This is a genomic window from Bacillus cereus group sp. Bc061 (genome assembly GCF_027715825.1).
In the GTDB taxonomy this organism is placed as follows: Bacteria; Bacillota; Bacilli; order Bacillales; family Bacillaceae_G; genus Bacillus_A; species Bacillus_A paranthracis.
In genome coordinates, this window is record NZ_JAQFTZ010000003.1 from 344,392 (window position 1) to 360,102 (window position 15,711).

The window sequence follows — 15,711 nt, forward strand, 5'->3', positions numbered from 1 at the left end:
CGCATTGAAACGTAGAGTTGCAATTATTGGAATGGTTGTTGCATTTTTAATTGGTGCTGGCGGAATGTTTGCGGGTATGTCTTTATTTGGGGTTAACCCAGCAGAAGTAACGCAAACAATTTCGAATGGAAACGCTAGCACTGCGCAAGGGAATTTGGCAAAAATTAATGAGGCGTATGCACTAATTGATTCACGTTATGTGGAAGACGTGAAAGATGAAAAATTAGTCGAAGGTGCAATACAAGGCATGTTGTCTACGCTGAAGGACCCTTATTCCACGTATATGGATAAAGAAACGGCTAAACAGTTTAGTGAATCGCTTGATCCCGAGTTAGAAGGGATTGGGGCTGAGGTGAACAAAACGGACGGTAAGCTTATTATCGTATCTCCAATTAAAGGCTCACCAGCAGAAAAGATTGGAATTAAACCGAATGACCAAATTTTATCTGTAGATGGAAATAGTGTGAAAGATTTATCACGTGAAGAAGCAGTATTAAAGATTCGTGGTAAAAAAGGAACGACTGTTGCGATTGAAATTAAGCGTGCAGGAGTAGCTGATCCGATTGTATTTAAAATTAAGCGTGAAAAAATTCCAATCTTCACAGTGTTTAGCTCTGTGAAACAAGAGAGTGGAAAAGATATCGGTTATATGCAAATCACTTCTTTTGCTGAAAATACAGCGAAAGAATTTAAGGATCAGTTAAAAGAGTTAGAGAAGAAAAACATAAAAGGCTTAGTTATTGACGTACGTGGTAATCCAGGTGGCTACTTAAATAGTGTAGAAGAGATACTAGGAGAAATTATGACGGATAAAAAGCCGATGCTACAAGTAGAGCAAAGAAATGGTGAGAAGAAGAAATTCTCTACGGAACTAAAAGAGAGAAAGCCATATCCGATTTCAGTACTAATTGATAATGGAAGTGCTTCTGCTTCAGAGATTTTAGCGGGTGCGCTAAAAGAGGGAGAAGGATACGATTTAATTGGTGAAAAAACGTTTGGCAAAGGTACTGTTCAGCAAGCTGTTCCATTTAAAGATGGCAGCAACATCAAATTAACGATGTTCAAATGGTTAACACCGGATGGAAACTGGATTCATAAAAAAGGAATCAAGCCAACTGTAGAAGTGAAACAACCAGATTATTATCATGCGACACCAATTCAAATTGAAAAGACACTTTCATACAATGCAAATGATGTACAAGTAAAACATGCCCAAGAAATGCTTAAGAGTTTAGGGTATGTACCAGGACGTGAAGATGGCTACTTTAGTAAAGAGACAGAATCAGCACTGAAAGCATTCCAAAATGCGAATAAGATGGAAGCGACAGGACAGCTCGATAAAAAGACAGCTGAGGCGATTCAAACGAAAATTATTGAAAAAATCCGTTCTGGAGAAAATGATCTACAATTACAGTCAGCATTAAAATTAATGGCGAAATAAAAAGAAATACAGGCAGTTTGCTGCCTGTATTTTTTTGTGTTAAACAAACGTTTGTCCAGTTATGATAATATAAAAAGAAAGAATGATATAAATGGTGGTGAATGGGTTCGTGGAGGCATGGATTTTTGAAATAATGCGGGCAGTTGGACGTTTTTTCTTACACCCTGCTGTCTATGTATTTTTTATAAGTAGTATCTTCGTTGGATACTTACGTATGTTACGAGAACGAAAAGATTTTTCTTTTAAAGTTTATGATATTTGGTTTGAACTGCGAACATCTTTATTGGCGGGAGTTAAATACGGATTAATCGTATCTATCATTACGATTGGGCTCGGACTTGTTGTTTCTAAGGCGAGCTTATGGGCCATTTTACTTTGGACGTTACTATTTGGATTAACTGCTATGTATCGATATTTATCAGCGGCTTATACGTTTAGTATCGCGATTGTATGTGTTCTATTATCTTCTAAGCTACCAGTTTCTTTCTTGCAGCTTGGAGAAGGTGAAGAGAATACAATCGTATCCCTTGCTATTTTGCTAGGCATCATGCTCGTTGTAGAGGGCTTGTTGATTTCTAAAAATGCAGTAGGATATTCGACGCCGAAGATTAGGAAGGGTAAGCGCGGATTAAAGATTGGTTTACACGAATCAAAGCGTTTATGGATCATTCCTATTTTTATTCTTGTGCCAGGTGACGCAGTAACGCAGTTTATTTCATGGTGGCCTGTCGTTTCAATCGGTTCACATACATATTCTCTATTCCTCGTTCCATTTTTAATTGGATTTATGAGAAGGATTAGAAGTTATGAGCCGACGGAAGCTTTATTATTTACAGGAAGACGTGTGTACGGATTAGCAGGACTTGTGCTTGTTTTAGGAATCGCAAGTTATTGGTGGCACGTACTTGCCATTATTGCAATGGGCGTTGCAATGCTTGGACGTTTTACAATTTCCATGCAAGAGAAAATTGCGGATGAAACAAGACCAGCGTACTTCGCTGCACGTAATGATGGACTCATTGTACTAGATACAATTCCAAATACAATTGGAGCAGAGCTGAATTTACTGCCTGGAGAAATGATTACGAAAGTAAATGGAGTCATTCCAAGAAGTGCTGAGGAATTTTATGATGCGCTTCAAACGAAGACGACAGGAGCATTTTGTAAGTTAGAAGTTTTAGATACAAATGGAGAACTTCGCCTTGCTCAAACGGCATTATACGCTGGTGGACATCACGAATTAGGTATTGTGTTTGTTCAGCAGGAGCATGAGTGGGATTCGGAAGCGATGTAATAGAAGAAAAGGTATCACCTTGTGGTGATGCCTTTTTTTGTGTAAGCAGGGCGGTAGTTATAGTACATGAAATTTATATCGGCGATTATCGGAATATATCAGCGCAACTTGAAATATATCGGCGATTTTGCAAATATATCAGCATAACTCGAAATATATCGGCGATTATTCGAATATATCGACTTTCCGGCCAATAACGACAACTATCGCAAAGCTTATTTTCAGTTTCATAGACGGATAACTTGAATAATTATTTGATAATAGTTATCATTTAGAGAGTCTTTTTAATTTTGGAAAATGGAGGTAAGATATGCTGCGTAAATTTTTCTCGTACTATAAACCGTATAAAGGTTTATTTATACTCGACTTTTCTTGTGCGGTTGTCGCAGGATTATTAGAACTCGGCTTCCCGCTTATCGTAAATCAATTTATTGATAAGTTATTGCCAGGGCAAAACTGGACGCTTATTTTATGGGCTTGTTTCGGTTTACTCGCAGTTTATATGTTAAATGCAGGCTTACAATATGTCGTTACATATTGGGGACATATGCTTGGTGTTAACATTGAAACAGATATGAGGCAGAAATTATTTGATCATATTCAAAAGCTATCATTTAGATTTTTTGATAATAATAAAACAGGTCATTTAATTTCACGCCTTACAAACGATTTAATGGAGATTGGGGAAATTGCTCACCACGGGCCAGAAGATTTATTTATTGCCGTTATGACTTTAGTTGGGGCATTTTCATTTATGATGATGATCAACTGGAAGTTAGCGCTATTAACGTTCTTCGTCATTCCATTCTTATTATGGTTAGCACTTTACTTCAATAAAAAAATGACAGGTACATTTAGACGTTTATTCTCAGATGTTGCTGATTTCAATGCATGTATTGAGAACAACGTTGGTGGTATTCGCGTTGTACAAGCATTCGGAAATGAAAAGTTTGAGAAAGAGCAATTTGCTGTTAATAATGCTCGTTTCCGTACAACGAAATTAATGGCGTATAAAATTATGGCGCTAAATTCGTCAATTAGTTATATGCTTATGCGTCTCGTAACGCTCTTCGTCTTAATATGCGGTACGTGGTTTGTTCTGCAAGGAGAATTAACGTACGGTGGATTTATCGGATTCGTTCTATTAACGAATATTTTCTTCCGTCCAATTGAAAAAATTAATGCGGTAATCGAAAGCTATCCGAAAGGGATCGCCGGTTTTAAAAGGTATGTAGAGCTTCTTGAAACAGAGCCAGATATTGTGGACTCTAAAGATGCAATGGAAGTAAAACATGTACACGGTGATATTCAATATAACAACATTACATTTGGATATGAAAACAAAGAACCGATTTTAAATGATATTAGTTTGAAAATACATGCAGGTGAAACAGTTGCGTTCGTTGGGCCATCTGGAGCTGGAAAAACGACGTTATGTAGTTTATTACCACGCTTTTATGAGCAATCATCTGGATCGATTCAAATTGATGGTATTGATACGAAAGACATGACGTTATCTTCACTCCGTAAGCAAATTGGAATCGTGCAGCAAGATGTGTTCTTATTCTCAGGAACAATTCGTGAAAACATTGCTTACGGAAATTTAAAAGCATCAGAGGCTGAAATTTGGCAGGCGGTAAAGAGAGCTCAATTAGAAGATTTAATTTACTCACAACCAGACGGTTTAGATACTGTTATCGGTGAGCGCGGCGTGAAACTTTCAGGCGGACAGAAGCAGCGTTTAGCGATTGCTCGTATGTTCTTGAAAAATCCGCCAATTTTAATACTAGATGAAGCGACTTCTGCGCTAGATACAGAGACGGAACTTGCAATTCAAAAATCACTTGCTGAACTATCTGTCGGCCGTACAACGTTAGTTATCGCTCACAGACTTGCAACGATTAAAAATGCAGATCGCATCGTCGTTGTAAATAAAGATGGGATTGCAGAACAAGGTTCACATGATGAATTAATTGAACAAGGCGGAGGATACAGTAGGTTATACGAAGCTCAGTTTAGTTCGTAAATATAATTTTTGCCGAATTAGCGCACCATAAGTAAGTGAAAATCTTATATGGGAGGCTATACGGTATGATTGTAACAACAACTTCTACAATTCAAGGGAAAGAAATTATTGATTATGTCGATATCGTCAATGGAGAAGCGATTATGGGCGCGAATATCGTTCGTGACCTTTTTGCCTCTGTTCGTGACGTTGTCGGCGGTCGCTCAGGCGCTTACGAAAGCAAATTGAAAGAAGCACGTGACATTGCAATGGAAGAGATGAAAACTCTCGCAAGGCAAAAAAATGCGAATGCCATCGTTGGTATCGATGTGGATTATGAAGTCGTTCGCGAAGGAATGCTAATGGTTGCTGTGAGCGGGACTGCTGTTCGTATCTGAAGTAAAAAGCCGTGCTGATGCACGGCTTTTTATATGCTATGTCGAAGATTCAATATTTCTTGGGAAATGCGGCAGGTCCCGTCGATATATAGGGAAGACATTAGAGCGCTTCTTTACATTTCCGGATTTGAACTAATAATGTTTCGTATTCTTGTTCGAGAGATGTGATGTCATCGTGATGATTTTGTATGGAAATTCGGCCGATGATTTCTGTTAATTTTGTTTGTAATCGTAACAATTCTTGTTCAGTAACATTTACAGAATCCTCGGTTGTTCTCTTGGTGTATTGCTCGTAATTGCCGTGGAATACTCTAGGTTCACTCTCGTCTACTTTTAGAATATGGTCTGCCACAGAGCGAATAAAGGCACGGTCATGGCTAATGAAAAGTATAGTGCCAGGATATTCTTGTAACATGCTTTCTAATTCTTCTTGCGTTGCTAAGTCTAAATAGTTTGTCGGTTCATCGAGCAGAAGCATATTATAGTTTCCTAAAAATACTTTTGCGAGTGCAACCTTCATTCGCTCACCCCCGCTTAGAACGTGCACAGGCTTATGAACATCTTCACGGCGGAATAGAAGCCTTGCAAGTATTGTGCGAACGAACGATTCTGTATAATTTGTTTCTTCTAGAACATTTTCTAAAATGGTTTTATCTGTTTTTAAAATAGATAGTGTTTGTTCGAAGTATCCAATTTTACAACTCTTTGAGAGCTGAATGCCACGCTCGTTTGCGAGAAGCATGTTGAACAAAGTCGTTTTTCCACTTCCGTTTGCGCCTAAAATAGCAAGCTTTGCACCTGGAGCAATAGTTCCATTCAGATTTTTAAATAGTGTACGATTACCTATTTTCTTTGTCGCTTTATTGAACTGTACTGCCACTTTACTATGAATAGGTGTATGGTATTGCACGTCAAACTGAGCTTGAGAAAGATCCTTTGGCTTTTCCTTCTTTTCTAGTTTTTCGAGACGTGTTTCTAATGCTTTCGCTGCTTTACTAACCTGTTCTTGGCCATGAGCCCCACTTAATTTATAAAGTTTAGATTCAGATGAACTGAACCGTGTTGGGATTTTTGTCATGCTAGAAGCACGTTGCTTTTTTTGTAAAATGGACTGCTCTAAACGATTTTTTTCTTGTACATATTGCTCATATTCTACTTGTTTTTGTATTCGCTCACGTTCTTTTTGCTTGCGATAGTTTGAATAATTACCTTTATACTCTTGAATCGTACCATCTTCGATTTCGATGATTTTTGTACATATCGCATCTAAAAAGTCACGATCATGTGATATTAAAACAAGTGCCCCTTTATAAGATAAAAGTGCCTTTTCTAGTTGTTCTGTACCGGCCATATCTAAGTGGCTTGTTGGTTCATCAGCGAATAAAATGCCTGCATTCTGTTCAAGAGCGTGGGCAATCTTTAGACGCATTCGTTCACCGCCGCTCATTGAATTTGAAACGTTTGAAATGCTCCATTTTCCTTTTGCGAGAGAAGAAGTGGTTTCCGGTACTTCCTCGCTAAGCTGAGGAATGATGCTGATAGAACTATGATGAGTTACTATGCCTTTGTCAGCTTCTATTTCTTTACTTAATATTTGTAATAACGTAGATTTACCAGCACCGTTGACTCCGACAATTCCTATGCGATCCTGTGATTGAATTTCCAGTGATGGTAACGTAAATAGTGTACGATCACCAAAGCCCTTTTCAATATTACGTGCGAATAAAATAGTCATAAAAAAACCTCCCTAGTTTCACTAGAGAGGATAAACGTCGCCCTTGCATGTAAAAATCGTACATAAATAAACGATTTTTCACATGATCGTTTCGAAAGAAAGTATCGACAAATGGACAGACTAATCCTCTGCTAGTTTTCATCATTTTTGTTCACTATTTGTGATGGATGAAATAAATAAGAGAATTAGAACTTCATTGGTCAAAGTACCTTCCTTTCATAATATTACTTTTATTGTATGCGCATACAAATAAGTTTGTCAAACTTATTTCAGCTTGTGATTTTTGAATTCGTTATTATAAACTTGTGCCTTAGCTATCGCCTCAGCATCATTTTGGATTTCATCTAACCCATTCGCATCCCCAATAATATAACCCTCAAACGATGAACCAACAAAATCAAAGATGTATTGGAACTGGGAGATAAGTGGTAATGCTTTTAGTTTCGGATTATCGCCGCCAACGATAACAACGTACATTTTTTTGCCTTTCATTTTTTCTTTGAAATGAAGGGATGTATCGCGCAAGCTTTGTGACCAGCGATCGACGAAGTTTTTCATATGACCACTCATCCCGTACCAATATAATGGTGTAGCAAAGATAATTGTGTCGTGCTCTAACATGCGTTTCGTTAACTGCTCGTAGTCATCATCTACAGGTTGGAATCCTTCTGCATCATGACGCTGATCTGTAATAGGATAGACTGTATGATCACGTAAATAAATTTGTTCTGTTTCAATTCCATCAACCATCATATGTGTTAAAGCTTCCGTATTTCCATTTTGTCTTGAACTGCCGTGTATAACAAACATGTAATCATTCCTTTTCTTTTGCTTGTTTTAGGAGTGAAACGTGTTTTTGCAAATTCGTTTGAATATTGGAAAGCAATGAGATTTGCTTTGTTACTTCATTAAGTTTATCTTCATAAAGCGTAAGGATGCTGCTGCACGGATTGTCGTATAAGTGCGGTTCAATTTCAAGGCAGCGCAGCATCCTTGCCGTCTCTTCTAAATTTAAGCCGATTTGTAAGTACATTTGAATAAGCTCCACTTTTTCGATAGCACTTTCATCGAAATCACGATAGCCATTTGCGAGGCGCTTCGAAGGGAGCAATCCCTTTTCTTCGTAATGTCTTAGTGACCTTTCGCTAACGCCAGTTTCTTTTGATAACTCCCCAATTCGCAATGCGTTTCACTCCTTTTACATGTATTGTAAACCTTCACACTAATGTGAAGGTCAATGCTGTTTTTTCGCAAAAGAATTTACATGATTTAGAAACACTTGAATAGCTTTAGACGGAATAAAGTATTTGCCGCGCACGATGGAGAATGGACGGATGAGTTGTTCATCTGGAACTTCGACGTGGAATAGTTCTTTTGCCAGTAGCTCTTTCCGTACAGTCCAATCAGAAAGGATAGCGATGCCAAGCCCGGCAGCGACAGCTTCCTTTACGCTTTGGATACTACTAAAGGTAAAGAATCGTTTCATTTTTAAATGGTGTTGATGAATAAAGCGATCGCTATAAGCACGTGTTCCAGAACCGCTTTCTCTTAATACCCACACTTGATCTTGGAGTGTCCTTTCATTTATTTCATTTGTGCGGAGTAGTGGATGGTTTGGCGGGACGACGAGTTTCATTTCATCTTGCATAAACGTTTCAACGTCAACGTCGGCGTATACAACTTGACCTTCTACTAAGCCGATATCAATTTGATTAGAGCGAAGGCTTTGCAAAACGTCTTCTGTATTTGAAATAAGGGTATGAACTTCGACGAGTGGATTTTCATTGGCATAATTAGCGAGTATTTTTGGAAGTAAGTATTCGCCAATTGTAAAACTAGCACCGATGCGAAGCGTTCCTGTTACAACGTTATGTAGTTCATTAATTTCTTGTTTGGCATCTTCATAAAGAGAGAGCATTTGCTTTGCGTGTATATATAATATGTTTCCGGCCTCGGTCACTTGAACGTGCTTCGGGGATCGCTGAATAAGCGTAGTTCCAAATTCGTTTTCTAAGTTGCGAATGTGCATACTTACGCCAGGCTGTGAAAGGTTTAATAATTCTGCTGCACGAGAGAAGTGTTTCTGTTCAACAACCGTAACAAAAATTTTTAAAATGTCTACGTTCATATCATCTGCTCCTTTCTTTTTCTATCATCTTATCATAAGTATTTCTGATGATAGAGATTTGGTATTGATATTAAACTTATTATAGAAACTCTCTTATAATGTAAGTAGAAAGAACATGCATGTTCCAATACGATTATTGGAGTGGTTCAAAGTGGAACAAACACTTGTTATACAAAAGAAGAAGCGTTTTGGATTTTCGCAAGGAATTGGGATTACACTATTAATCGCAATCGTGGCGAAATATTTAGCGGAGCTTCCATTTTTAAATATTATGGGACAATTAGTAATTGCTATTCTAATTGGGATGGTTTGGCGTGCGGCAATTGGAGTCCCTCATGAAGCAATTGCGGGGACGAACTTTGCAAGTAAGAAGTTGCTTCGCTTTGGGATCATCTTACTTGGAATGCGATTAAATCTTGTTGATATTGCGAAGGCGGGACCGAAAGTATTGGTCATCGCAGCGGTTGTTATTACATTTACGATTTTCGTTGTATACGGACTAACGAAAGTATTTAAAGTAGAGAAGAAGCTTGGAATTTTAACAGCATGCGGAACAGCGATTTGTGGCGCGGCAGCGGTCGTGGCAATTGCGCCGCAAGTGAAAGCAAAAGATGATGAAACGGCAGTTGGTGCCGCAATTATTGCTATTTTAGGTACGATATTTACGCTTATTTATACGTTATTATATCCAGTGCTTGGCTTTTCTCCGTACGGCTACGGTGTATTCTCGGGTGCGACGCTGCATGAAATCGCTCATGTCATAGCAGCTGCGGCGCCAGGAGGAAGTACGGCTGTAGACATCGCAGTTATCGTGAAGTTAACGCGCGTTGCAATGCTTGTACCAGTAGCGATTTTAATTGGATTATGGTTTGGTAAGAGTGAGGGAAGCAAGGAAAAAAGATCATGGCGCGACCTTCCAATTCCGTGGTTCATTTTCGGATTTTTAGCGATGAGTACGGTGCATTCTCTTGGCGTGATTCCAGAAGTTGTTGCGGGATATATTGTAGTCATCGCTTATATGCTTATCGCAATGGCGATGGCGGGGCTTGGTTTAAATGTAGAGTTTAAAACGTTCCGTAAGTTAGGAAGCAAAGCATTCGTGGCAGGGCTAATTGGCTCGGTTTGCTTATCGGTGGTTGGATATGTTCTTGTATATGCGTTAGGATTTATGTAGTAGGAAGAAGCTGTTCCAAAAGATATTTTGGGACAGCTTCTTTCTTATGTTTATAGTGCTACAGATGTCGGTATTTGTCGGTAAGTCGATATATTGAAAAAATCGCCGATATAAATGGAGTTGCGCTGATATATTTGGGGAATCGCCGATATAATTTCAGTTGCGCTGATATATTTAGGAAATCGCTGATATAAATTTAATTCCCTCTGTACTTTGTTAGAAAAGATGTTCAGTGAAATGTTTTTCTAAAATTTGTAAAGATACCTTTACTTGCAACTGGAAAATATTTATAATTTAAGTAAAGATATCTTTACTTTTGAAGGTGGAGCCTATGGGTGTAAAAAATAAAATTAAAGAATTAAGAAAGCAACATCATATAACACAAGTTGAAATGGCAAAGGCGATGCAGGTGACGCGGCAGACAATCGTGGCGATTGAAAACCATCATTACAACCCGAGTCTAGAGTTATCCTTAAAAATTGCCAAATATTTTGGAGTGAAGGTGGAAGAAATATTTACGCTAGAGTAAGGGGAGGAAAAATGAACGATACGAAAAAGCTATTGATCGGTGCGACTTTTGGATTGTTTTTGGGAGACGTTATAGTTCATATTATGAATCCGGCTATACCAATTTTACCGCTCGTATGTAGTAATATTTTAGCGATTGTATTTCTAGTGTTGTATACAAATTACAAAAATCGTAAGTACAGAAAAGAAGAACTTCCAGATATAGATGAACGAGTAAATGAAAATATAAAAAAATATGTAAATATCTCATTTGTATTCGCGTTTCTATTGCTTATTGTTTATATTGTTGCGAGTAAAGCAATAGGCAGGGCTGTTATACCAGTGCAAGAAATATTTCTGATATGTAGTTCCTTATTTGCGGGTAGTCTCATCATAGGAGTTATGGTAGGCAAACGAGCATAGTGATAGGAGGAATGAAAAATGCAGGATGAGTTTGAGAGATTTCAGTCAGATAAAGCGTTTAAATATTTAGGGTTGTTTTTAGCGATTAGTTTAGCCATATGGAGTTTGTACAATTTAATTGTTTACGGAAGTGCTGGTATGCCGTTTGTGTTATTTGTACTAGGGCAGTTTGTTTATTCCTTTGTGAACTATTGGCCGAAGTGGAGATATAGAAATAGTAAAGAGGTTAATCGTGTATGAGTAAGCAAGAGGTTATACGGTTCATAGGAAGTTTATTTTTAGCGGGGCTTGTGCTAAATGTGAGCTTAATGATTTTAAATATTTCATGGGGAACAATCTTCATATCAAATGTAGCGTTAGTCATTTTATATGGCATTGCGGAATATAGAGAACAGAAGCGTTTGAAAGAAGAGGGAATACCGTCGATTGATGAGCGAGTTGTGAATAAGATGAAGTCATATTTTACGATTAGTATGACAAGCTTCGTTTTCTTGTTCATTATGTATCTTTGTGTAAATAAGTATTTAGACAGGCCAGTAGTACATGTAAATGAGTTATTATATATTGCTATTTTTGGTCTATTAATAAGTATGGCATCGACGAGCGTGTTAGCAACAAGGAATAGATAGAAAAAGGGGAACTGGGATGGGATTACCGGTATTATGTGTCGCTACGGCTATTTTTGCTTTGTTTTGGGGAATGCAGAACTTTTCTCATAATCCAGTGCCGAGTATTTGTATTATGCTTGGTACTGTAGGTTTATCGTATTATTTATTAGTTTCAGCTCATTATCATAAAACAGCAACGAGTGTTGTTGTTGGGGCACTTATTTTATTTTGTGGTCGTGCTGTGCAAAAGGGGTTATTTCCGTAAAGGCTGTTTATACGAAGCGTATAAACAGCCTTTTGTATTTTTTTTACAAAACACTTGAAAGTTACGTAACGTCATCTTTTATAATGAAGGAGAAGAGGTGATGGTAGTGATTTCAATTCAACAATTGACGAGAGAAACAGGGGTTACGGTACGTACATTACGTTATTATGATCAAATAGATTTATTAAAGCCGAGTGGTAAAACAGAGGGTGGACATCGGTTATATAGTGAAGCGGACGTTATTCGTTTGCAACAAATTTTGTTTTTAAAGGAAATGGGATTTTCATTAAAAGAAACTGCGAATATGTTAGTAAAAGGTGAGCTAGATTTAAAAAATTCGCTTGAAAAACAACTTCGGTTTGTACAAGAAGAACAAAAGAAATTTAATCGAATGGAGAGTGTTTTACAAGCAGTTGTTTATTCGGTAGATGTGGAAGGAGAACTCGATTGGAAAGTTATGTTTGAACTGATTCAGCTTTCGAAGCAGTCTTCTCGTATACGTGAAATATTTCAAAATGAAGTGTTTTCAAAGGAAGAACAAAAATTGCTTCATAATTTACCAAACATGAGTAAGGAAGATACGAATGTTTTAGAATGGGTAGATTTATTAAAGCAATTCCGTACTTTTATGAAAGACGGTAAAGAAGTAGCTAGTGATGAGGTACAAGGGGCAACGAAGAAATTAATGCAGAAATGTTTAGAAATGGCTAATGGTGATGAAGCGTTTTTAGATAAGTTATGGGAAGTTAGAAAATCGAAGGAAGATTCACAGAAAATGAGCCTGTATCCGATTGAAGAAGAACTTTTACTATATATGGATGAAGCTTTTCGTATCTATGATGAAAAGGAGAGGGCTAAATGAGTATACTCGCAGAATATCGTTGGTATTTTTTAATTGGGGCAGAAATTGTATTTTGGTTAGCGGCTATCGGTTTCTTTTTACTCCGTTACGGATTTCGTTTGAAAAAGGCGAGTTTTATTATGGGAATTGTGCTACTCGTAAATGAAGTGTTTATTTTAACTTTAGGGGTAGTGGACTATTATCAAACAGGAAAGTTTTCTAACTTTCAAATCATTACTGTAATCATTTTATTGTATGCAGTCTTCTACGGGAAAAAGGATTTGAAGAAGCTTGATATATTTGCGCAAAAATTAGTTGCGAAATGGCGGAATGAGCCGGCGCCTATTATAGAAGAACAGGTAGAATTAACAGGTATGGCTTATGCGAAGCAGGAAATGAAAAATTGGGTATTGCACCTTAGTTTGTTTGTTGTTGTGCATATTTTCTTTTTCTTTCTGTACGGTCTTGCCCCGGTTGAACAATGGCGTAATTGGTTAGAAACGGGAATTGTTTTAAATAAAGCAGCGAGTCGGGTTAGCCAAGTTTGGGCGATTATACTTTTAGTGGATACAGTTATTTCATTTTCATATGTTCTTTTTCCGAAGAAGGAGAAGGGGAAAGAGAAGCTACTTTCTTAGAGGAAAGTAGCTTTTTTAGTATACCGATAGTTTGTATAGGAGAGGATGACAGTAGGAAAAAGAGCGGATTTTAAATGAAGTGGAATCTTAATCAGTGTGGTGCTTACTGTTTGTTCATGCGGAAGAAGATTTGATAAGGAAGGAAGTGTACTCTCCTTCCTTTTTCTATATATATTGTCGAAAACTTTACCGAATATCTGTTCGTTTTTTTAGGTTTTTTATGGGCATTCGTGGTAAAATAATAATACAGATTTTTATGAGGAGGTCGGATTTTCTTGGAACGTCAATTTGAAATTGTCTCAGCGTATTCCCCACAAGGTGATCAGCCGGTAGCTATAGAGAAGCTTGTAGAGGGAATTAATAGTGGAAAGAAAAAGCAAGTGTTGCTTGGAGCGACAGGAACGGGTAAGACATTTACGATTTCAAATGTCATTAAAGAAGTGCAAAAGCCAACGCTTGTCATGGCTCATAATAAAACGTTAGCAGGACAGTTATATAGTGAGTTGAAAGACTTTTTCCCAAATAATGCAGTTGAATATTTTGTTAGTTATTACGATTATTATCAACCAGAAGCGTATGTGCCGCAAACAGATACGTTTATTGAAAAAGACGCACAGATTAATGATGAAATTGATAAATTGCGTCACTCGGCAACGTCTGCATTATTTGAACGGGATGATGTAATTATCGTTGCGAGTGTTTCGTGTATATATGGTTTAGGTTCTCCAGAAGAATACCGCGAGTTAGTTGTTTCACTTCGAGTTGGTATGGAAAAGGATCGCAATCAATTGCTTCGTGAACTTGTTGATGTGCAGTATGGTCGTAATGATATTGATTTCAAGCGTGGTACATTCCGTGTGCGCGGAGATGTAGTTGAAATCTTCCCGGCATCACTTGACGAGCATTGTATTCGAATTGAGTTTTTTGGCGATGAAATTGATCGTATTCGCGAAGTAAATGCTTTAACGGGGGAAGTATTAGCAGAACGTGATCATGTAGCAATCTTCCCAGCATCTCACTTCGTTACACGTGAAGAAAAGATGAAGGTCGCTATTGAAAATATCGAAAAAGAACTAGAAGAGCGTTTAAAGGAATTAAATGATAACGGCAAGTTGTTAGAAGCGCAGCGTATAGAGCAGCGTACACGTTATGATTTAGAAATGATGCGTGAGATGGGCTTTTGTTCAGGTATTGAAAACTATTCCCGTCATTTAACACTTCGTCCAGCGGGGGCAACGCCGTATACGTTATTAGACTATTTCCCGGAAGATTTCTTAATTGTTATGGATGAGTCGCACGTATCAGTGCCGCAAGTAAGAGCGATGTATAACGGGGACCAAGCGCGTAAGCAAGTACTTGTGGATCATGGATTCCGTCTGCCATCAGCTTTAGATAATAGACCGCTCACTTTTGATGAGTTTGAAGAGAAAACGAATCAAGTTATTTACGTTTCAGCAACGCCAGGACCGTATGAATTAGAGCAGTCGCCAGAAGTAATAGAACAAATTATTCGTCCAACAGGGCTTTTAGATCCGCCAATTGATATACGACCAATTGAAGGGCAAATTGACGATTTATTAGGAGAAATTCAAGATCGCATTGCAAAAAATGAACGTGTATTAATTACGACTTTAACGAAGAAGATGTCAGAGGATTTAACAGACTACTTAAAAGATGTAGGAATTAAGGTGAATTACCTGCATTCTGAAGTGAAAACGTTAGAACGTATTGAAATTATACGAGATCTTCGCCTTGGTAAGTTTGATGTTCTCGTTGGTATTAACTTATTGCGAGAAGGATTAGATATTCCAGAAGTATCCCTTGTAGCGATTTTAGATGCTGATAAGGAAGGATTCTTGCGTTCAGAACGTTCATTAATTCAAACAATTGGCCGTGCAGCACGTAATGAAAACGGCCGCGTTATTATGTACGCAGATCGTATAACGAGATCGATGGGAATTGCGATTGAAGAAACGAAGCGTCGTCGTAGTATACAAGAAGCTTACAATGAAGAGCATGGTATTACGCCGAAAACGATTCAAAAAGGTGTGCGTGATGTAATCCGTGCAACGACAGCTGCTGAAGAGCCGGAAACATATGAAGCAACGCCAGCTAAGAAGATGACGAAAAAAGAGCGTGAAAAGACAATTGCGAAGATGGAAGCAGAAATGAAAGAAGCAGCAAAAGCGTTAGACTTCGAGCGTGCAGCTGAATTAAGAGATTTACTATTAGAATTAAAAGCGGAAGGGTGAAA

At 37.9% G+C, this 15,711-nt stretch carries 17 protein-coding genes; 13 read left to right on the forward strand and 4 right to left on the reverse strand.

The features are described 5' to 3' along the window. Positions 1–4 precede the first annotated feature (4 nt). The 4 genes from PDQ40_RS15960 to PDQ40_RS15975 all read left to right on the forward strand — a co-directional run bounded on the left by PDQ40_RS15960 (position 5) and on the right by PDQ40_RS15975 (position 5,138). On the forward strand, positions 5–1,441 hold the full coding sequence (locus PDQ40_RS15960; RefSeq protein ID WP_000830290.1) for a S41 family peptidase: 1,437 nt from the start codon (positions 5–7) through the stop codon (positions 1,439–1,441). Positions 1,442–1,532: 91 nt separating this feature from the next. Then, positions 1,533–2,735 carry a PDZ domain-containing protein gene (locus tag PDQ40_RS15965; protein ID WP_033671077.1) on the forward strand — a complete coding sequence of 401 codons (1,203 nt, stop codon included), beginning with the start codon at positions 1,533–1,535 and terminating at the stop codon, positions 2,733–2,735. Positions 2,736–3,045: 310 nt separating this feature from the next. Then, positions 3,046–4,761, forward strand: coding sequence for an ABC transporter ATP-binding protein (locus PDQ40_RS15970; RefSeq protein WP_000944619.1), 1,716 nt, complete (start codon positions 3,046–3,048; stop codon positions 4,759–4,761). Positions 4,762–4,826: 65 nt separating this feature from the next. Then, positions 4,827–5,138, forward strand: coding sequence for a YbjQ family protein (locus PDQ40_RS15975; RefSeq protein ID WP_000637521.1), 312 nt, complete (start codon positions 4,827–4,829; stop codon positions 5,136–5,138). 100 nt (positions 5,139–5,238) lie between these two features. Here the strand turns inward: PDQ40_RS15975 and abc-f are convergent, their stop codons facing one another. From abc-f to PDQ40_RS15995, 4 genes are all read right to left on the reverse strand, one after another. Continuing rightward, positions 5,239–6,873: a ribosomal protection-like ABC-F family protein gene (abc-f, locus tag PDQ40_RS15980; protein ID WP_270691496.1), complete on the reverse strand. Its 1,635-nt coding sequence runs from the start codon at positions 6,871–6,873 to the stop codon at positions 5,239–5,241. A gap of 264 nt (positions 6,874–7,137) precedes the next feature. Next, a complete protein-coding gene (locus tag PDQ40_RS15985) occupies positions 7,138–7,683 on the reverse strand; it encodes a flavodoxin family protein (RefSeq protein WP_074541122.1) in 546 nt (181 codons plus the stop codon). 4 nt (positions 7,684–7,687) lie between these two features. Beyond that, complete coding sequence (locus PDQ40_RS15990; RefSeq protein ID WP_001219201.1) at positions 7,688–8,056, reverse strand: MerR family transcriptional regulator; 369 nt, start codon at positions 8,054–8,056, stop codon at positions 7,688–7,690. 51 nt (positions 8,057–8,107) lie between these two features. After that, positions 8,108–9,001 carry a LysR family transcriptional regulator gene (locus tag PDQ40_RS15995; RefSeq protein ID WP_163257846.1) on the reverse strand — a complete coding sequence of 298 codons (894 nt, stop codon included), beginning with the start codon at positions 8,999–9,001 and terminating at the stop codon, positions 8,108–8,110. 151 nt (positions 9,002–9,152) lie between these two features. Between PDQ40_RS15995 and PDQ40_RS16000 the strand changes: the two genes are divergently transcribed. The 9 genes from PDQ40_RS16000 to uvrB all read left to right on the forward strand — a co-directional run bounded on the left by PDQ40_RS16000 (position 9,153) and on the right by uvrB (position 15,709). Next, complete coding sequence (locus tag PDQ40_RS16000) at positions 9,153–10,175, forward strand: YeiH family protein (RefSeq protein ID WP_270691499.1); 1,023 nt, start codon at positions 9,153–9,155, stop codon at positions 10,173–10,175. A gap of 331 nt (positions 10,176–10,506) precedes the next feature. Then, a complete protein-coding gene (locus PDQ40_RS16005) occupies positions 10,507–10,704 on the forward strand; it encodes a helix-turn-helix transcriptional regulator (protein ID WP_000538359.1) in 198 nt (65 codons plus the stop codon). A gap of 11 nt (positions 10,705–10,715) precedes the next feature. Further along, positions 10,716–11,105 (forward strand): hypothetical protein, encoded by a 390-nt coding sequence (locus tag PDQ40_RS16010; RefSeq protein WP_071742120.1) that lies wholly within the window; start codon positions 10,716–10,718, stop codon positions 11,103–11,105. 18 nt (positions 11,106–11,123) lie between these two features. Further along, positions 11,124–11,345: a hypothetical protein gene (locus PDQ40_RS16015; RefSeq protein WP_001150193.1), complete on the forward strand. Its 222-nt coding sequence runs from the start codon at positions 11,124–11,126 to the stop codon at positions 11,343–11,345. Continuing rightward, positions 11,342–11,734: a hypothetical protein gene (locus PDQ40_RS16020; protein WP_000043138.1), complete on the forward strand. Its 393-nt coding sequence runs from the start codon at positions 11,342–11,344 to the stop codon at positions 11,732–11,734. The genes PDQ40_RS16015 and PDQ40_RS16020 overlap by 4 nt, the downstream gene beginning before the upstream one ends. 16 nt (positions 11,735–11,750) lie before the next feature. Continuing rightward, positions 11,751–11,978 carry a hypothetical protein gene (locus PDQ40_RS16025; protein WP_000524119.1) on the forward strand — a complete coding sequence of 76 codons (228 nt, stop codon included), beginning with the start codon at positions 11,751–11,753 and terminating at the stop codon, positions 11,976–11,978. A 100-nt stretch (positions 11,979–12,078) separates the two neighbouring features. Beyond that, positions 12,079–12,840 carry a MerR family transcriptional regulator gene (locus tag PDQ40_RS16030; RefSeq protein WP_000260368.1) on the forward strand — a complete coding sequence of 254 codons (762 nt, stop codon included), beginning with the start codon at positions 12,079–12,081 and terminating at the stop codon, positions 12,838–12,840. Next, positions 12,837–13,457, forward strand: a complete 621-nt coding sequence (locus tag PDQ40_RS16035; RefSeq protein ID WP_000025190.1) for a hypothetical protein — start codon at positions 12,837–12,839, stop codon at positions 13,455–13,457. Before PDQ40_RS16030 ends, PDQ40_RS16035 begins: the two co-directional genes overlap by 4 nt. Before the next feature lie 275 nt (positions 13,458–13,732). Further along, positions 13,733–15,709: an excinuclease ABC subunit B gene (gene uvrB / locus PDQ40_RS16040; protein ID WP_000441046.1), complete on the forward strand. Its 1,977-nt coding sequence runs from the start codon at positions 13,733–13,735 to the stop codon at positions 15,707–15,709. The last annotated feature ends 2 nt before the right edge of the window (positions 15,710–15,711 follow it).